Below are 18,809 nucleotides of genomic sequence, written 5' to 3'. Positions count from 1 at the left end.
CGGGATAGGCGACATTTGCGACGTGGTCTAAATGCCTGTAAAATATGGCGCTTGCGCGTCATGTGTAAAATTAAGCGACACTTTACCTTTGATGGTTAAGGATGATTGCGATGAAAATGGGTCGCGATTTCCGATGATCAGGCTGTTCAAGCATTATGTCCCTTACGCCGTCTTGTTTCTGGCGTTGGTGGACCTGTGCCTGCTGCTTGTCGCCGCCGAAACCGCTTGGGTGATCCGCGCCAACCAGATCGGCATGCATGTCGACTATATCGGCAACCGGATCTGGCCATTGTTCACCTTTGCCGCATCGGTCCAGTTGGCGGCTATGGCTGTCGGCGTTTACAGTCCGGAAGCCTTGCAGTCGCTGCGCTTTGCCATCGCGCGGCTGATTGTCGCCGTTTCGCTGGGTGTGATCTTCATGGCTATCATGGCCTTTGCGCTACCGGGTATGACATTGTGGCGTTCCAATTCGCTCTACGCGATGGGGCTGTCTTTTGGCTATCTCGCGCTAAGCCGTCTGATATTGGGCAGCTTGATTGGCAGCGGCAGTTTCAAACGGCGTTTGCTGGTGCTGGGTGCGGGCAAAAGAGCGCAGCGTATCAAGGATCTGGAAGCGCGGCCCGGTTCGGGTTTCGTGGTTGTTGGGTTTATATCGCTCGACGAAAGCAAGCGGGTTGTACCTGAAGCGATCAGCCGCAGCGCGATCTATAATCTTGCCGACTTTGTCGAAAAACTGGGCACCAGCGAAGTTGTGCTCGCGCTGGAAGAACGGCGCAACGCGTTGCCGCTGCAGGATCTGCTGCGCATCAAGACCACTGGCGTCCATGTCAACGATATCTCCAGTTTTCTGGAGCGTGAAACGGGTCGGGTTGATCTGGATAGTGTCAATCCCAGCTGGCTGATTTTTTCAGACGGCTTTTCCTCGGGCAGGCGGCTTTCCGGGATTGCCAAGCGGTTGTTCGACATCGTGGTCAGTGCGCTGCTCTTGGTCGTTGCCTTGCCATTGATTGCGTTGTTCGCTGTAGCGGTGAAGCTTGAGAGCAAGGGACCGGCCTTTTACCGGCAACAGCGCGTCGGGCGTTATGGCGAACCCTTTAACTTGTTCAAATTGCGGTCGATGCAAAGTGATGCCGAGGCTGAGGGCAAGGCAATATGGGCGGCCAAAAACGACCCGCGCGTCACCCGCATCGGCAAGTTTATCCGCAAGGTCCGTATTGATGAACTGCCGCAGACGTGGAATGTTCTGAAGGGCGATATGAGCTTTGTCGGACCACGACCGGAGCGTCCGGAATTTGTCGCCGATCTTGAAAAACAGCTGCCCTATTTTACCGAACGCCACATTGTGAAGCCGGGCATTACCGGGTGGGCACAGATCAACTATCCCTATGGCGCGTCGCTGGACGATTCCCGGCAGAAGCTGGAATATGACCTCTACTACGCCAAAAATTATACGCCTTTTCTGGATCTTGTGATCATATTGCAGACGATCCGCGTGGTCATATGGCCGGAAGGGGCGCGCTGATGGGTTCGGCGCTGACCTTTGCTGCATTTTGGGGGCATTCCGCTGCAGGGTTTTTATATGCGGCATTGGCGATTTGGGTGTTCCATCAATATGGCGGGCGCAGTCGCCAGCGGCTGGCGATGATTGCCGCGCTGGCACTGACCGCATTCTGGGGCATTGCTACAATTATCGGCGGGTCATCCAGCACATTGGCTTCAACCGGCGAAACATTGCGCAATCTGGGGTGGCTTGGGTTCCTCTTTGCGCTTTTGCAAAATGGCGAAGGTAACGAACACCCGCGGACTATCAGAATGCTGTACGGTGCGTTGTTGTTGGCACTACTGATGCAGCCATTCATTGACTTTGTCTTGCTTTCACTGGTGCCAGACAGCGCGCTAGCCTCTGCAGCGGCCGCCAAAACCGTCCAGATGTTGCGCATGATATTTGCCATTGGCGCGATTGTTCTGGTGCACAATCTCTACACCGTATCCGCTCCGGAGGCCCGCTGGGGTATCAGCCTTCCTATGGCCGCACTTGCCGCGACTTGGATGTATGATCTCAATCTCTACACCATCGGCTATTTGTCGGGGAGTTGGCCGGGCGAATTCATCGCAATGCGTGGCTTCATCATGACGCTGCTGGTACCGGTGTTTGCATTGGCAACGCGCCGCAACAGTAGTTGGCGTCTGCGTCTTTCGCGGTCGGTGACGTTCCAGTCAGTCTCACTATTGGCAATCGGTGCCTATCTTTTGGTGATGGTATTGCTGGCGACCGCGTTGCAACTGGTGGGCGGAAGTTATGTTCGTATGGCACAGATCACCTTGATTTTTGCCATGTCACTTGCCGCGATGCTGATCGTACCGTCGGGCAAATTTCGGGCATGGCTCAACGTCGTAATCGCCAAGAATTTTTTCCAGCACCGTTATGACTATCGCGCCGAATGGATGCGCTTCGCAGAAACTATCGGTTTCCCAAGCGATGCCGCGCCGTTTCACGAACGTGTGGTCAAATCGCTCGCCGACATCTTCGATTCACCCGCCGGTTTGCTGCTGACACGCGACAATGAATCCAGATTGGTCCTGCAAGCACGCTGGAACTGGCCGACGGCTGACATCCCGACCTATGCCGGCAATTCGCAAACTGTGCCATTCTTTGAACAGACCGGACATATCGTGCTGATGGATTCGGTGCGCGACGGCGCTGACGACAAGGTTGATGAACGAGCCATTCCGCAATGGCTGTACGAAGAGACGCGGGCCTGGGCAATCATTCCTCTGGTCCATTTTGGAAGACTGGCGGGGATTGCAGTACTGGCCAAACCACCAATCAAGCGTGGTTTGGATTGGGAAGACCTGGACATGATGCGGGTCGTCGGGCGTCAATTGGCCAGCTATTTGGCCGAGGCTACCAGCCAGGAGGCGTTGACCGAAAACCGTCAGTTCGAGCAATTCAACCGCCGATTTGCCTTTGTCATGCACGACATTAAAAATCTGGTGAGCCAGCTGAGCATATTGGCGCGCAATGCCGAAAAGCATGCAGACAAACCGGCTTTTCAGGCGGACATGATCGAAACGCTGCAAAACTCGGTTGGTAAAATGAACGATCTGCTGGCGCGTCTTTCGCAGCACAGCCAGACCCGTCATTCAGCTATTGAGCCGATAGATGTCGAGAAGACAGTCAGCAGCGTCATTCACGGCAAGCGGCTGATCTATCCTATCGAAACCGACTTTTCGCCCGATATGTTTGCGATGGCTGATGCGGGGCGTGTCGAAACAATTTTGAATCATCTGGTCCAAAACGCCATCGATGCGACCGAAGACGGCACGCCCATTCGCATCAGCGTTTCTCGGCAGGATGATTGGGTCGCAATCCGGGTGTCCGACAAAGGCAGCGGTATGACCGAATCCTTCGTCGCCAACCAGCTTTTCAAACCGTTCGAATCCACCAAGAGCGGTGGCTTCGGCATCGGAGCCTATGAAGCGCGGGCGCTGGCCCAATCGCTGGGTGGGCAGTTGCATGTCGACAGCCGGATCGGGAAGGGCACGCGAATGACCCTGTTGTTACCGGTTGCACAGCGACCGACAGACATCGATGAAATCGATAAGGCAGCATGACTATGGAACAGCTAAAAAAGAAATTGCTGATTGTTGAGGATGACCTTGGGCTGCAACGCCAGCTGAAATGGTCTTATGAGGATTTCGAAGTTTTCTGTGCCGCGAACCGATCGGAAGCCATCGCCATTCTGCGTTCGGAAGAGCCTGATGTTGTTACCCTTGATCTTGGACTGCCGCCTGATCCCGATGGTGTGAGCGAAGGCTTTGCGGTGCTGGAAGAAATACTGCTCGTCAAACCCGATACCAAAGTGATCGTTGCATCTGGCCACAATGCGAAGGAAAGTGCACTGCAGGCAATTTCTGCTGGCGCATGGGATTTTTACCAAAAGCCGGTCGATATTGATGAATTGCATCTGATCGTCAAACGCGCCTTTCACGTGCGCGAACTGGAGCAGCAAAACCAAAAGGCGCAGGCCCCGGACAGTTCCGGAGAAATGCTTTTCGGGACCATGATTACGGGGGCCCCGGAAATGCTGAAAGCTGCGCGTACGATAGAGAGGGTTGCCAACACCAATGTGTCGGTGATGCTGCTGGGCGCGAGCGGGACCGGCAAGGAGTTGTTGGCGCGCGGGCTGCATGATGCAAGCGATCGCAAGGGTAAACCCTTTGTCGCTATCAATTGCGGCGCAATCCCCGAAAATCTTCTGGAATCCGAGCTCTTCGGGCACGAAAAAGGCGCCTTTACCGGCGCGGTGAAAATGACCGAAGGCAAGATCGAGCTGGCCAATGGGGGAACGCTGTTCCTTGATGAGGTTGGGGATATTCCGTTGGCATTGCAGGTCAAATTGCTACGCTTCATCCAGGAGCGCGTGATTGAGCGGATCGGCGGACGCAAGACGATACCCGTTGATGTTCGCATTGTCAGCGCGACCCACCGTGACCTCAACCAGATGATTACCGACAAGACCTTCCGCGATGATCTTTACTATCGCCTGGCGGAGGTGCCGGTGCATATCCCGCGGCTTTCCGAACGTAATGGCGATGCGGTTCTGTTGGCGAAGCATTTCCTCAGCCGTTTTGCGCGCGAGATGAATCCGGCCATCAAGGGGTTTGCCGCAAGCGCGCTGACCGCCATCGATCAGTGGGATTGGCCGGGCAATGTGCGGGAATTGGAAAACCGCGTGAAGCGTGCGGTTATCATGGCCGAAACCAAATTTGTCACGGTCGATGACCTGCAATTTGATATCGTCGACGATGAAGACCGGTTGCTGAATCTGAAAGCCGCGCGCGAAGCCGCAGATCGCAAAGCCATTGGTCGTGCCATCGCACGAACCGAGGGCAATATCTCGAACGCAGCCAAGCTTCTGGGTATCAGTCGCCCGACACTCTATGATTTGCTGAAGCAATATGAGATGCATGTCTGATGACCCGCAAACAGCACCAACCATTTTCTGCAATAGTGCGGACGGTGTTGGTGCTTGCTTTGCTTTCGACAGCATCGGTTGCGGTGACTGCCGAGCGAAATGGTAACGACAAGGCACGCGCCGCTTTGGAAAGCGCGGAGGCCTATATCGCACAAAAGAACTGGCGGTCGGCTCGTGTCGAACTGCTGAATGCCACGGCCGCCGATCCGCGCTGGGCAGATGCTCACATCCGCCTTGCCGAAGTCGCGTTACAGCTGTTCGACGGGGTAACTGCAAAAGCGGAACTGCAGCGCGCCGAAGCTCTGGGGGTTGATAGCGAGCAAATCACCCATCTTAAAGCGCATGCTTTATGGCTAACCGGCGACCCTGAGCAAGCTGAAGAGATGCTGACCCGTTCGCCAATCGCGCGCGAGCATCTGCCCTATGCGTATCGCATATTGGGACGGGTGCAGATAGCACGTGGGGATACCGATGCTGCGAGCACAAGCTTTGATGAAGGGCTTGCGCTGGCACCCAATGACAGCCAGCTTTGGACCGAAATTGGTCGACTGCGCATCGTTATTTCCAATCAGGGTGGTGCTATTCAAGCGCTGGACCGGGCAGTAGAGCTTGACCCTGCCAATATCCGCGCGCTCGAACTACGCGGGCGTATGATGCGATCGCAATTTGGGATGCTGGCAGCCTTGCCCTGGTTTGAGCGCGGGCTTCAGATTGACCCTAATGATGTTCCACTGCTGGAAGAATATGGCGTAACCTTGGGCGAAGCGGGTCGTTACCAAGATATGTTGGCGCAGGCGCGGAAAATATTGACGCTTGATACCAAAAATGCGCGCGCCTTTTACATGCAGTCGGTTATTGCCGCCCGGGCTGGCAATTATGCGTTGGCGCGCAATCTGGCTGACAAAATGGGCGGTCCGTTCGCCGTCCTGCCAGCGCCACAATTGCTGATGGCTGTGTGCGATTATGAGCTCGGAAATTTTAACAAGGCGGTGGATAGATTGGGCCCGCTGCTTGAAGCGCAACCGGACAATGCCACGGTTCGACTTGCATTGGCGCGGGCGCTGCATCGTTCGGGCGACCATCTTGCTGCTTGGTCGGTGATATCACCATTGGCCAACCGGCCCGATGCCGACAATTATTCAGTCCGTCTGGCCGCCCGCATTCAGGAGGCACTCGGGGAACGCGGACCCGCAGCGGCAAAGCTGGATTACGGCATGTTTTTGAACCTGCGCGTAAATGGCCCGCTGCCCTCGGCATCGCAAACCGCGGCGATTGTCGACGATGCCGCGCGCAATCCTGGCGCTGCCGCCAAGGTCATTCCGTATATCCGATTGTTGCTGCAAGAGGGACGGGTTGCTGAAGCACGCCAGCGTGCAGGGCAGTTGCTCGCCGGCAATGAAGGCGTGGCTGAGGCGCAATTGCTTGTCGGTGATGTCGAAACGCTGGCCGGCAACCATGCTGCGGCAGCCATGGCCTATGAAAAGGCACGTTCGGTCAAATTTACGGCAGACGTTTTGCCGCGAATTGTCGCGGCGCATCGCCGGGCTGGGAATACAGAGGCAGCAACGGCGGCACTGCAGGCTTATATCGGATATAATCCCAATGATCCGGTCGCCATGCGGCTTTGGGCATATGATTTGCTCGATCGGCGGGAGTGGAATGAGGCGCTGCCATGGCTGTATCGGCTTCGCCAAGCGACCGGTCCCAACGATATCGCGCTAAATGCAAACATTGCCCGCGCGCTATCGGCAGTGGGGCGGCATAAGGAAGCGATATATGCAGCGCAGCTTGCCTATTACGCTGACCCCGCGAACTTCATGGCGACGCATATTTATGGACAGACCCTCGTGGCCGCGAAAGTGCGGCCCAAGGATGCCAGAGATTTGTTACGCAAGGCCAACAAGCTTGCCCCGGCTGACAAAGCTGTGCGCCGCGATTATTTGCAGGCTTTTGCAGCCTCTGGTTAAACCTGTTCGAGCAATTCGCCAGGGGCAATGCCGGCGCGCCGCATTTGGTCGCGGACATCGGGCCAAACATTTTTGATGAAATGGTCGCGTTCGGTCTTGCGCAACCGGTCTACCGCGCCATGTGCAACAAAAAGGCCCACACCACGCTTCACATCGACCAGGCCGCTATCCTGAAATAGCTGATAAGCCTTGGCCACTGTCAGCGGATTTGCGCCCTGTTGTGCGGCAAAGGCGCGAACCGACGGAAGCAGATCGCCTTCTGAAAAGCGGCCGTCGAGTATGGCTGCTGCGATTTCATCGCGGAGTTTCAGATAGACGGGCTTGCTCTCGGTTTTCATGACCACCTTACTGCCATAACACAGTAGGGCGCGTCAAGTTTAACCTTTCGATTAAATTTGCAACTTAGGGCCAATGACGAATGATGTTTTGGGGCTCTGGTCGAGGGCGTTCTTCGAGTGGCTGGCTAGCAGTGCCGATGTAGAATAGCCCGGCAATCTGCTCCTCACCTTCACATATGACGTCGCGGACAGTCGGGTCATAGCTGGTCCAGCCGGTAATCCAGCTCGCAACAAATCCATGGGCATGCGCCGCGTGGAGCAGGTTCATGCCAACCGCGCCGACGCTCAATTGCTGTTCCCACAGCGGTATTTTCGGGCTTTCCTGCGGGGCGTATAGCAACAATACCAATGTCGGCGCAAAATGGGCGGGCGCTATGGCAGCTTCGATCTGAGCGGGCCGTGCTTCTGGGTTGGCCGACACAAAAGCCTTATGAAGCAGGGCTGCAAAAGCATCCCGATCCTCAATCACGACAAAACGCCAAGGAAAAAGCTTCCCGTGGTCCGGTGTCCGTATCGCAATCTGCAAAATCACGCCAAGCTGTGCGGCGTCAGGGCCGGGGACAATCATGTCGCGGGGTTTGCCCGAACGTCGTGAAGCGAGGTAGGTCGGCAGCGAGGAGAGGTCATTGAGCATTGCTCCCTCCGTTCACCGAAAAGCGGTAACAAGCGCAACAAAATTCTTCACAGGCGCAATTTTTCCGTTAGGTTGCCTGCCCAATGGCCCCCGGGGAGGGGCGTATGGAATAAAACAAGATCAGAGGGAAGGGTTTCACCCAATGGCAACCACATATGAACAAGACGGTGACGCCGCCGGTACTATTTTAGGGCATCCCAAAGGGCTGTTCGTCCTGTTTTTTGCAGAGATGTGGGAGCGTTTTTCCTATTACGGGATGCGCGCACTGCTGATTTTCTATCTGACCAAGCACTGGCTGTTTTCGGATGAAAAGTCGGGTGTCATCTATGGGGCCTATACCGCACTGGTTTACATCACGCCTGTTTTGGGCGGGTATCTCGCCGACCGATATCTTGGCCAGCGAAAAGCCGTGCTTTTTGGCGCGGTGTTGTTGACCTTCGGCCACTTCCTGATGGGATTTGAAGGCGATGGCGGAACCAGCAGTTCGGCGCTCAACATATTCTGGTTGGCGCTGGCGTTTATCATTGTGGGCTCTGGCTTCCTGAAGGCCAATATTTCCGTGATGGTCGGTCAGCTGTATCCGCGGACCGACGTGCGGCGCGACGGCGCCTATACGATTTTCTATATGGGCATCAATCTGGGCGCTGCCATCGGTTCGCTGCTCTGCGGCTATCTGGGCGAAACCTATGGCTGGTCTTATGGTTTCGGCGCAGCAGGCGTCGGTATGTTGCTGGGCCTGATCGTGTTTATCTGGGGCAAGCCGTTGCTTCTCGGGCGCGGCGAAGCGCCCGATCCGGCACGCCTTGCCGCGCCGGTTGCCGGTATCAAGTTTGAATGGCTGCTTTATGTCGTCGGGCTGCTTGCCGTTGTTCTGTGCTGGTGGATGGTTCAAAATCAGGCAGTTGTCGGCACCGTTCTTGGCGCTGCGGGTGCGGTTCTGGTGCTCTATGTTTTGTTCACTGCGGTCACCAAGCTCGAACGCCAGGATCGCGACCGGATCTTTGCAGCGATGTTCCTGATTATCGGGTCAATCCTGTTCTGGGCGCTGTTCGAACAGGCCGGTTCTTCGCTGAACCTGTTCACCGATCGTTATGTCGATCGTGCAGGCGTGCCGGCGTCGGTTTTCCAGTCGATCAATGCCATTTACATCGTGTTGTTGGCCCCGCTGTTTGCCGGGCTTTGGACGATGCTGGGCCGCAAGGGGATGGAACCGTCGGCACCGGCCAAATTCGGCCTTGCTTTGATGCAGCTCGGACTTGGCTTCCTTGTCCTAAAATGGGGTGCGGATGCAGTAGGTCTCGAAAACGCAACGCCGGTCATTTTCATTTTCCTGATTTATTTGCTCCACACCACCGGTGAGCTTTGCTTGTCGCCGGTAGGGTTGAGCGCGATGAACCGGCTCGCCCCGGCGCATATGGCGAGCCTGATCATGGGCACATGGTTCTTTGCATCGGCAACCGGCAATTTTGCTGCGGGGTTGATTGCGGCAGCTACCGGATCAGAAGCCGCTGCGGGTGAAGGTGCAGGGAAGGGCGTTGTCCTTGATGTCTACTGGACCATCGGTCTTGTCGCTATCGGCGTCGGCGTGGCCGTCCTCATCATCTCGCCGCTGATCAAGAAACTGATGCATCTCGATACCTTGAAGGACGCAGATCACACAACAACCGAAGAAGTGCGGAGCTGATATTTTGCTTACCCGTTCGCGCTATACGCTACTTGCCGCGCCGCTCGCCCTGATTGCCTGTTCGAACACAACCGAAGCGCCGAAAAGCGCTTCGGCGGCGGCTCCTGCCGAAAAGCCAGCAAAGTTCAACAAGGATCCCTATCCGTCGACCTACAAACCCTATCCGGGCATGGCGACGGCGATCCGCAACGTCACCATTTTCGATGGTGAAGGCGGGCGTATCGACAATGGCGTGGTGTTCTTTGCGGGCGACAAGATCCAGTCGATCGGTGGTCCCGATACACCGATACCGGCAGATATTGCTGTGTTTGATGGGGCGGGCAAATATGTCACGCCCGGCATCATCGATATTCACTCGCACCTCGGCGATTATCCGACGCCGTCGGTTGCCGCGCATGATGATGGCAACGAAGCAACCGCCCCGACCACACCCGAAGTATGGGCCGAACATAGCGTCTGGCCGCAGGATCCCGGCTTCAGCCGCGCGCTCGCCAATGGCGGCGTGACGTCGCTGCAAGTCCTGCCCGGATCGGCGAACCTGATGGGTGGCCGTTCGGTGGTTCTTAAAAATGTTTATGCCCGCACCGTTCAGGGAATGAAATTCCCCGGTGCGCCTTATGGTCTGAAAATGGCATGTGGGGAAAATCCCAAGCGCGTCTATGGCGCAAAAGGGCGCATGCCTTCGACCCGTATGGGCAATTTGGCGGTCAATCGCCAGACATGGATCAAGGCGCAGGAATATAAGAAGAAGCGCGACAGCGGGAAGGACTTTACCCGCGATATCGGCATGGAAACGCTCGCGGGCGTTTTGGATGGCGATATCAAGATCCAGAATCACTGCTATCGCGCCGACGAAATGGCCATCGTCCTCGATATGGCGAAGGAATTTGGCTATAAGGTTTCAACCTTCCACCATGCGGTTGAAGCCTATAAAATTGGCGATCTGCTGAAAGAGAATGAGGTTTGCTCTGCAGTTTGGGCTGACTGGTGGGGCTTCAAGATGGAAGCCTATGATGCGATCCCCGAAAATGCAGGCATATTGCAAAATGCCGGGGCGTGCGTGATCATCCATTCGGATGATGAAAACCAGATCCAGCGTCTGAACCAGGAAGCCGCCAAGGCGCTGGCCAATGGTCGCCGCATGGGTTTCCAGATTTCGGATGCGACAGCGATCAGCTGGCTGACCTATAATCCCGCCAAGGCGCTGGGTATCGACAAGATGACCGGCAGCCTAAAACCCGGCAAAATGGCTGACCTTGTGCTGTGGAACGGTAACCCATTGTCGGTCTATTCGCGGCCAGACAAAGTGTGGGTCGATGGAGCGCTGCTGTTCGATGCCAGCGATGCAAAGCGCAGGCCGGTGAGCGACTTTGAGCTTGGCCAGCCTGGCGAAGGAGATGTGAAATGAAGCATCTTCTTCTAGCCGCAGCTGCCCTTGCTTCACTTACTGCACCGGCGGTAGCTGAAACCATCGCCATTACCGGTGGCAAGCTTGTCGTCGGTGATGGCTCTGCCCCGATGGATGGCGGAACTGTCATCGTCCGCGATGGAACCATCGTTGCCGCGGGCAAGGGTGTAGCCGTTCCCGCTGGTGCGCGCACTATCGACGCAACGGGTAAATGGGTGACGCCGGGCGTTTTTGCCGGGTTCAGCCGCCTTGGCCTTTCAGAGGTTGATGCAGTCAACGGCACGAACGACAAGGGCGGCGGAAGGAGCGGCTTTTCGGCTGCCATCGATGTTGCACCTGCAATCGATCCGTTCCGTTCCCCCATCGCCGTCAACCGCAGCGCCGGGGTGACCCGCGCAGTGGTCGCCCCCGAGGGAGGCGACCGGATATTTGCGGGACAGGGCGCGATTGCTGATCTTGGTGCCGATACCGATCCGGTTACACGAGCGCGCGCCTTCCAGTTTGTCGAATTTGGTGAGGCTGGGGCAGAGGCTTCCGGCGGCAGCCGCTCGGGCAATCACCTTCACTTCCGTGCAATGTTGCGCGAAGCACAAGACCATGCTGCGGGTGCCGATGCGTTTGACGACGACCTGCTGAAGAAGGAAGACGCCCGTGTTTTGCAAGCGGTCCTCCGCGGCGAACAACGTTTGCTGATCCATGTCGAGGGGGCGAACGATATTCTTCGCCTGCTTGAGCTCAAACGGGAATTTCCGGCGATTAAGATGGTCTTCGTTGGTGCCAGCGAAGGCTGGCGGGTGGCTTCGCAGCTTGCCCAGGCTGGCGTGCCGGTGATCGCTTCGGCGCTCAACGATCTGCCTGCGACATTTGAAATGCTGGGAGCCACCCAGTCCAACATCGGTCGTATGAAAGATGCTGGCGTCAAGGTGGCGATTGGCATGATCAACGACCGGGATTCGCACCAGCTGCGTTACACGACGCAATATGCCGGAAACCTTGTCAGCCTTCAGCGCGTTCCGCGCGCAAGCGGCCTGACCTGGGATGAGGCCTTCGCTGCTATCAGCTCTGCCCCCGCCGAGATCCTTGGCTTAGGCGACCGTCTCGGCAGCCTGAAGGCAGGCAGGGCAGGGGATGTCGTGGTTTGGGATGGCGATCCGCTCGAACTGACCAGCGCGCCGACGCATGTTCTGATTGACGGCATAGAGCAGCCGCTCGGCAACCGGCAGGACAGGCTACGCGATCGCTATCGCACGCCACAGGAAGGGGCATTGCCCAAAGCCTATGAACATTGATTAACGTGGGTTGATACATCACCGTAGTGCTGAGCCTGTCGAAGCACGTCTCTCAGTAAAACGCCCTTCGACAGGCTCAGGGCTCCGGTTCAAGGATGGGATGGGGAAATGGATAGTCTGGCACCGCTTTTGACGGCTTGCGTGTTTTTCGTGGGCAGCCATTTCCTGATGTCGCACCCGTTGCGCAGAGCGATGGTCGGTCGGTTTGGCGAAAAAGGCTTTCTTGGCGTTTACTCGCTGGTGTCGTTGGCGGGCTTTGGCTGGATGATTTGGGCGTTCTCGCAGTCGCCTGCGGGTGAGATGTATTGGGCGCCAACCAATGCGATCTGGATCGTCGCGAGCATTTTGACCTTGCTCGCTGCAATTCTCTTCGTGGGATCACATAAAGGCAATCCTGCAATGCCCGATCCCGATGGCGATGTTATCCGCACACTAGCCGCCAAAGTGCCGACTGGCGTTTTCCGCGTCACCCGCCATCCGATGATGTGGGGTTTTGCGCTATGGGGTCTGTCTCACATGCTCGTTGCGCCGCGCATGGACAGCTTCCTGTTCAATGGTAGCCTTGTGTTCCTAGCGCTAGCCGGTTCTTACGGGCAGGATCGCAAGAAAGAAGCTTCACTCGGGGACGCTTGGGTCAAGTGGGAACGGCAGACGAGCTTCCTGCCGCGCCTTTCACAACTGGCAAAGGTTGAACCGCGAATATTGCTCATCGGCGTCATCTTCTGGCTCGCCGCAACCTGGGCGCACAATCTGTTCGGCAATTATGGGGCAGGCATTTACCGCTGGGTCGGTCTATAGCCTGACCATCCGCATGCCTGCTTCGCCATAGCGCGGTCCAGCCGTTCCACCGCGTGGTGCAGCTGCCTCAAGCTTGGCCAGATCGTCCGCATCCAATGCGACATCGGCGGCTTTGGCACTGTCTTCCATGGTGACGCGGCGCTTGAAGCCGGGGATGGGAACGATGTCATCGCCTTGTGCCAGCAGCCATGCGAGCGCCACCTGCGCGTTTGAAGCGCCATGCTTGGCAGCGACTTCACCGACGATATCGACGACCGTCAGATTCGCAGCAAAATTATCCCCCTGATAGCGCGGATCGTTCCGGCGCCAGTCATTTTCGGGCAGGTCATCAAGGCTGCGGATCGATCCTGTCAGGAACCCGCGCCCAAGCGGCGAATAGGGCACAAAGCCGATGCCCAGTTCGCGGCAGGTAGGCAAAATGTCTTCCTCGATATCGCGTTCCCATAACGAATATTCGCTCTGCAGTGCGCTGATAGGAGCGACGGCGGCAGCGCGACGAAGTGTGGCGGGGCCTGCTTCGGATAACCCGATATGCTTGATCTTGCCCTCTTTGATAAGGTCCGCCATCGCGCCGACGGTTTCCTCGATGGGCACATTGGGATCGACGCGGTGCTGATAGAACAGGTCGATGCAGTCGATGCCTAACCGCTTCAGGCAGCCTTCGACCGACTCCTTGGCATTGGCTGCCGAGCCATCGACGCCGACAATCTTGTTGCCATCGAAACGGAAGCCGAATTTGGTTGCGATGACCAGCCCGTCGCGCTTGCCCTTGATCGCTTCTCCGACCAATTCTTCATTCTGGAACGGGCCATAGATTTGCGCGGTGTCGAAAAAGGTGATGCCCAGGTCGATCGCGCGGTGGATGGTCTTGATCGCTTCATCCGGATCGGCAGCTTCACCATAGAGGATATTGCCGCCTTTGATCATCGGCATGCAGCCGACACCGATTGCGGAGACCTTCAGTCCATGGCCTAATTCACGATATTTCATGCTGCCTCTCCTTTTTCGAGGTCGCCCTCTGCACGGGCGATGGTGCCGGTGACGGCAATATCCATGGTCACGTTGCCCAATGTGCGCATGATATCGGGGAATGTCTCAATGGCAACCAGTACCGCGAGTGGCTCGATGGGAATTCCCATCGCGATGCAGATTGGGGCAATTGCCGCGATGAAACTGATCGAACCGGGGAGGCTGACCGAACCCAAAGTTGTGATGGATGCAACAGCTACGCCGATAACGATCTGTTCGGGGCCTAGTTCGATGCCCATCCAATGTGCGACATAGATGGCAACCGCCAAGTTCATCGCCGGACTGGTCGCACGGAAAATAGCAACCGCCATCGGCAGAACGATATCAGTGCTGCGCGCACCAACGCCCAACTGCTTCGCACCCTGCACCATGGCGGGTAGTGAAGCGAGCGAGCTTTGGGTCGAAATCGCAACCGACTGCGCCGGGATCGCCGCTCGGGCAAAATCGAACAGGTTGAAACGCGCGCCGAACATGGCGACCGGATAGGCGGATAACATGATGATCGTGCCAATGGCGGTGACCACCAACACATAATGCACGAGCGCGCCAAAGGCGGCGGCACCTGCCGTCATCCCCAGCACGACACCTAATGCGAAAACGCCAATCGGTGCCAGGGCGAGCACCCAACTGATGACCGTAACCATCGCTTCGGCCATGGCTTCAAAGAAGCCCGCCAATATCTGCTTCTTGCCAGCCTCCAGCCGCGTGATCGCGAAGGCAAAAGCGATGGTGAAGATGATGAGAGGTAGCAAAGCATCACTTGCCGCAGCCTGAAACGGATTGGTCGGGACCACCGCTTTCAGGAACTCACTGAACGGCGGCGGTGCGGCGGCGGGTTCGACTGCGCCCATGGCTTGGCGCAAGGCCTGTGCAGCATCCGGATCAAGCGGGAAAATCGCCAGTAGGGCAGGGGTGACAATCGCTGCCATGATCGTGACCAGCACGAGGATGGAGATCATGGTAATTACCGAACGCGTTGCGGTGCGCCCTGCGCTCGCAGCGTTCGCGGTTTGGACGATGCCGGTAATCAACAAGGCGACGACGAGCGGGATCACTGTCATCCGAAGGCCGTTGAGCCAGATCGTGCCAACGACATCGGCAATATCGTGGAAGAGTGGAGAGCGATCGCCAACCGCCATCCCGATCAGCAATCCGGCAATCAGCGCCGCCAAAATGATCCACGCCTTTTTCATGCAAGCTCCCATTGTCGATTTTGCGCCTCTTATGCACTGCTGGACAAAACTGACAAGCGGCAAGACTTTACGGCGGGAAGTGAATTTCCGGCTTGGAGCATGTGGCGACGCTGGCTAAGGCTGAATGCAACAAATTGAGGGAGTCTGGCAGTTGGGCGGCAGGAAATATTTCGGCACGGACGGTATCCGCGGGCGTACCAATGCCAGCGCCATGACCGCTGAAATGGCGATGAAGGTGGGGCAGGCAGCGGGCGCACATTTCCTGCGTGGCGATCACAAACACCGCGTTGTCATCGGTAAGGACACAAGGCTGTCGGGCTATATGGTTGAAAACGCGCTGGTGGCCGGTTTCACCAGCGTCGGTATGGACGTGATCCAGTTCGGGCCGATCCCGACGCCTGCAGTTGCCCTGCTTACCCGTTCGATGCGGGCAGACCTTGGCGTAATGATTTCGGCAAGCCATAACCCCTATGAGGATAACGGCATCAAGCTGTTTGGACCCGACGGATTCAAGCTATCGGACGAAGATGAGCATGCGATCGAGGCTCTGCTCGACCAACCGCCCAAGCTTGCCAAGTCGATGGATATAGGCCGTGCCCGGCGCGTCGAGGATGCGCGCGGGCGTTATATCCACGCGGTAAAGGCGACCTTGCCCGAGCATATCCGTTTTGACGGTCTGCATGTCGTGCTCGATTGTGCGCATGGTGCAGCCTATCAGGTGGCGCCTGCCGCAATCTGGGAATTGGGAGCAAGGGTTACTGCGATTGGGGTCAATCCCAATGGCAAGAACATCAATGATCGTGTCGGTTCCACCCACACGGCGACGCTGCAAGAAACGGTGGTCGCCGCAGGTGCCGACATCGGTATTGCGCTGGATGGCGATGCCGACCGTCTGATTGTCGTGGATGAACAAGGCCGCGTTGTTGATGGTGATCAGATAATGGCACTGCTCGGAACCGCGATGAGCCGCAATGGTTTGTTACGTGGGAAGGGCATTGTCGCAACGGTGATGTCGAACCTCGGTCTTGAACGCTATTTGCAAAGCCAGCATCTCGAACTCGTCCGCGCCAAGGTTGGCGATCGTTATGTGCTGGAAGAAATGCGCGCGCGTGGGATGAATGTTGGTGGGGAGCAATCAGGGCATATGATCCTGCTTGACCATGCCACTACCGGCGATGGAACCATCGCAGCGCTGCAGGTCCTCGCCGAACTGGTTGAGAGCGGAAAGAAGGCCAGCGAAATGCTGCATCTTTTCGATCCGGTTCCGCAGCTGCTCAAAAACGTACGATATTCCGGCGGCAAGCCGCTGGAAAATGCCACCGTCCAGTTGGTCATTGCCGAGGCGGAAAAAGAGTTGGAGGGCTCCGGGCGCCTTGTCATTCGGCCCTCGGGCACCGAGCCGTTGATACGCGTGATGGCCGAAGGCGACGATGCCAAGCAGGTTCGTGCGATTGTCGACCGTATCTGCGCCGCCGTAGAGGAAGCTGTCTGATGCTGGAAATGCGCCCCGATTGCGAAAAGTGCGGAGCCGATTTGCCAGCGCAATCTGGCGGCGCTTTCATTTGCTCGTTTGAATGTACTTTCTGCGCCGATTGTGCCGATGCGCTGGACGAACGCTGTCCTAATTGCGGCGGTGAATTGCTCGACCGTCCAACGCGGACGGCAAAATTGCTTGAGAAGTATCCGGCCTCAACCGTGAGGAAGTATAAGGGATGACTACCGCCCGCATCCTGATCATTGCCGGTTCTGACAGCGGCGGCGGTGCGGGCATTCAGGCCGACATCAAGACCGTCACCATGCTGGGTGGCCACGCGATGACGGCGGTAACCGCCATAACCGCGCAAAATACGCTGGGCGTCGATGCGGTACACATGATTCCGACGCAGATGGTGATCGACCAGATTGCAGCAGTGGTCAGCGATATTGGCGTAGATGCAGTCAAGATCGGAATGATCGGAAGTGCGGAGACCGCGCATGCGGTGGCGGACAGCCTGTCCGAATTGTCCTGCCCGATCGTATTCGACCCCGTCATGGTCGCAAGCAGCGGGGCAATTCTTGCCGATGGCGATACGATTTCGGCGTTCGAACGGCTGATGCGGCTTGCGACGCTTACGACACCTAACCTGCCTGAACTGGAGGCGTTAGGCGGGCGAGAGGCTTTGCTCGAACGCCATATACCGCTCCTTATCAAGGGTGGGCATGCGGAAGGTGACCTTATTGTCGATCGCCTTGATCTGGCTGAGGGACAAGGCTGCGACTGGGCCGATCCGCGGATCGAAACGCGCAATACCCATGGCACCGGCTGCACGCTTGCCAGTGCTATTGCGACCGGATTGGGGCAGGGCTTTACGCTTGAGCAGTCGATCGAACGCGCACGCTTATTTGTTCGACTTGCTCTGCACGATGCGCCGGGGCTCGGGCAGGGCCACGGGCCAATGGGGCACCAATATGTCCGTGAGGATGCTATGGTCGAAGGGCCTTCGCTTAACCAAGTGACTGTTGGTTGCACCAACTATGCGGCGGCGGTGGATTTTTACAAGGCGCTGGGGCTGCAGCAGATCGTAGATAGCCCTTCCAACGGCTACGCTCGTTTCGAGGTGCCCAACGGCGCAACTTTCTCGATCCACGAAAGTCAGGATATCGCCACCTCGACCGTCGTCTATTTCGAGAGCAAGCGGCTGGATGCCTGGGTGAATGAACTCGTCAGCGAAGGTTTCGCGTTCGAACAGATGCCTCAGGATGAAAGCTGGGGATGGCGCGAGGCACGGCTGTTGGACCCATCCGGAAATATCGTCTGCCTGTACAGCGCAGGCGAAAACCGGCGCTATCCAGCCTGGCGCATATGATCGTAGGTGTAGATGAGGCGGGCAGGGGGCCATTGGCCGGCCCGGTAGTCGCGGCGGCCGTGGTGCTTTGTGACGGCGGCATAGACGGTCTCGATGACAGCAAGAAGCTGAGTGCCAAAAAGCGCGAGATATTGGAGATGCAGATCAAGGCGTCTTGTCGCTGGGCAATCGGCGTTGCCGATGTCGGGGAGATCGACAGTATCAACATATTGCAGGCGACGATGCTCGCGATGACGCGCGCGGTCGATGCGTTAGCGATTGAGCCGGTCCAAGTGCTGGTAGACGGTAACCGCCTGCCTAAATGGCGTTACACGGCACAGGCGGTAATTGGCGGCGATGCCACCCACCCCTGCATCTCTGCTGCCAGTATCATCGCCAAGGAGCATCGCGACCGTTTGATGCGCAGTTATGACGCGATGCACCCCGGCTATGGCTGGGCTTCCAACAAGGGCTATGGCTCTGCCGGGCATCTCGAAGCGTTGCGTCGCTTGGGGCCGACGCCTCTGCATCGCCGGAGTTTTGCCCCGGTGGCGCAGTTGGAATTGCTGTAACTGAATGTAAAATCTTTATGGGTGAGTCTTTCGGGCAACACCACTAGGGGTTGAGTCCTGCTGGAATCGCGAGACTCCATATCTTGTGCCGGA

The 18,809-nt window shown here is 57.2% G+C and carries 16 protein-coding genes; 12 read left to right on the top strand and 4 right to left on the bottom strand.

Annotation, left to right across the window (positions count from 1 at the left end):
- The first annotated feature begins 133 nt into the window (after positions 1–133).
- The 4 genes from DXH95_RS06405 to DXH95_RS06390 are packed head-to-tail and all read left to right on the top strand — an operon-like array spanning position 134 to position 6,946.
- Positions 134–1,522, top strand: a complete 1,389-nt coding sequence (locus DXH95_RS06405; protein ID WP_115549433.1) for a TIGR03013 family XrtA/PEP-CTERM system glycosyltransferase — start codon at positions 134–136, stop codon at positions 1,520–1,522.
- Complete coding sequence (gene prsK / locus DXH95_RS06400) at positions 1,501–3,615, top strand: XrtA/PEP-CTERM system histidine kinase PrsK (RefSeq protein ID WP_239016560.1); 2,115 nt, start codon at positions 1,501–1,503, stop codon at positions 3,613–3,615. The genes DXH95_RS06405 and prsK overlap by 22 nt, the downstream gene beginning before the upstream one ends.
- A gap of 2 nt (positions 3,616–3,617) precedes the next feature.
- The gene (prsR, locus tag DXH95_RS06395; protein ID WP_115548559.1) at positions 3,618–4,979 is read left to right on the top strand and encodes a PEP-CTERM-box response regulator transcription factor; all 1,362 of its coding nucleotides are present in this window, start codon (positions 3,618–3,620) and stop codon (positions 4,977–4,979) included.
- Entirely contained in the window at positions 4,979–6,946 is a 1,968-nt protein-coding gene (locus tag DXH95_RS06390; RefSeq protein ID WP_115548558.1) for a tetratricopeptide repeat protein, read from the top strand. The genes prsR and DXH95_RS06390 overlap by 1 nt, the downstream gene beginning before the upstream one ends.
- Here the strand turns inward: DXH95_RS06390 and DXH95_RS06385 are convergent.
- Positions 6,943–7,284, bottom strand: a complete 342-nt coding sequence (locus DXH95_RS06385) for a GntR family transcriptional regulator (protein WP_115548557.1) — start codon at positions 7,282–7,284, stop codon at positions 6,943–6,945. The genes DXH95_RS06390 and DXH95_RS06385 overlap by 4 nt on opposite strands.
- A gap of 64 nt (positions 7,285–7,348) precedes the next feature.
- Positions 7,349–7,918: a nitroreductase family protein gene (locus DXH95_RS06380; protein ID WP_115548556.1), complete on the bottom strand. Its 570-nt coding sequence runs from the start codon at positions 7,916–7,918 to the stop codon at positions 7,349–7,351.
- Positions 7,919–8,060: 142 nt separating this feature from the next.
- On the opposite strand from DXH95_RS06380, the gene DXH95_RS06375 reads away from it, so the two are divergent.
- The 4 genes from DXH95_RS06375 (at position 8,061) to DXH95_RS06360 (ending at position 13,097) form a co-directional block, all read left to right on the top strand.
- Positions 8,061–9,602 (top strand): peptide MFS transporter, encoded by a 1,542-nt coding sequence (locus DXH95_RS06375; protein WP_115548555.1) that lies wholly within the window; start codon positions 8,061–8,063, stop codon positions 9,600–9,602.
- Between the two features lie 4 nt (positions 9,603–9,606).
- Positions 9,607–11,010 (top strand): amidohydrolase, encoded by a 1,404-nt coding sequence (locus DXH95_RS06370; RefSeq protein ID WP_239016559.1) that lies wholly within the window; start codon positions 9,607–9,609, stop codon positions 11,008–11,010.
- On the top strand, positions 11,007–12,299 hold the full coding sequence (locus tag DXH95_RS06365; protein ID WP_115548554.1) for an amidohydrolase family protein: 1,293 nt from the start codon (positions 11,007–11,009) through the stop codon (positions 12,297–12,299). The genes DXH95_RS06370 and DXH95_RS06365 overlap by 4 nt, the downstream gene beginning before the upstream one ends.
- Positions 12,300–12,407: 108 nt before the next feature.
- Entirely contained in the window at positions 12,408–13,097 is a 690-nt protein-coding gene (locus DXH95_RS06360) for an NnrU family protein (protein WP_115548553.1), read from the top strand.
- Here DXH95_RS06360 and DXH95_RS06355 read toward each other — a convergent pair.
- Both DXH95_RS06355 and DXH95_RS06350 read right to left on the bottom strand, forming a co-directional pair.
- Entirely contained in the window at positions 13,092–14,087 is a 996-nt protein-coding gene (locus DXH95_RS06355) for an aldo/keto reductase (protein WP_115548552.1), read from the bottom strand. The genes DXH95_RS06360 and DXH95_RS06355 overlap by 6 nt on opposite strands.
- Positions 14,084–15,319, bottom strand: a complete 1,236-nt coding sequence (locus DXH95_RS06350) for a dicarboxylate/amino acid:cation symporter (RefSeq protein WP_115548551.1) — start codon at positions 15,317–15,319, stop codon at positions 14,084–14,086. The genes DXH95_RS06355 and DXH95_RS06350 overlap by 4 nt, the downstream gene beginning before the upstream one ends.
- A gap of 124 nt (positions 15,320–15,443) precedes the next feature.
- Between DXH95_RS06350 and glmM the strand changes: the two genes are divergently transcribed.
- Genes glmM through DXH95_RS06330 form a run of 4 tightly spaced genes read left to right on the top strand, consistent with a single transcriptional unit; the run spans position 15,444 to position 18,716 of the window.
- Positions 15,444–16,811 (top strand): phosphoglucosamine mutase, encoded by a 1,368-nt coding sequence (gene glmM / locus DXH95_RS06345; RefSeq protein ID WP_115548550.1) that lies wholly within the window; start codon positions 15,444–15,446, stop codon positions 16,809–16,811.
- Positions 16,811–17,035 (top strand): DUF1272 domain-containing protein, encoded by a 225-nt coding sequence (locus tag DXH95_RS06340; RefSeq protein ID WP_115548549.1) that lies wholly within the window; start codon positions 16,811–16,813, stop codon positions 17,033–17,035. The genes glmM and DXH95_RS06340 overlap by 1 nt, the downstream gene beginning before the upstream one ends.
- Positions 17,032–18,165, top strand: a complete 1,134-nt coding sequence (gene thiD, locus DXH95_RS06335) for a bifunctional hydroxymethylpyrimidine kinase/phosphomethylpyrimidine kinase (protein ID WP_115548548.1) — start codon at positions 17,032–17,034, stop codon at positions 18,163–18,165. Before DXH95_RS06340 ends, thiD begins: the two co-directional genes overlap by 4 nt.
- Positions 18,162–18,716, top strand: coding sequence for a ribonuclease HII (locus tag DXH95_RS06330; protein ID WP_115548547.1), 555 nt, complete (start codon positions 18,162–18,164; stop codon positions 18,714–18,716). Before thiD ends, DXH95_RS06330 begins: the two co-directional genes overlap by 4 nt.
- The last annotated feature ends 93 nt before the right edge of the window (positions 18,717–18,809 follow it).

The organism is Sphingorhabdus pulchriflava (assembly GCF_003367235.1).
Classification (GTDB): Bacteria; Pseudomonadota; Alphaproteobacteria; order Sphingomonadales; family Sphingomonadaceae; genus Sphingorhabdus_B; species Sphingorhabdus_B pulchriflava.
This window is presented reverse-complemented; position numbering and strand designations above follow the sequence as displayed.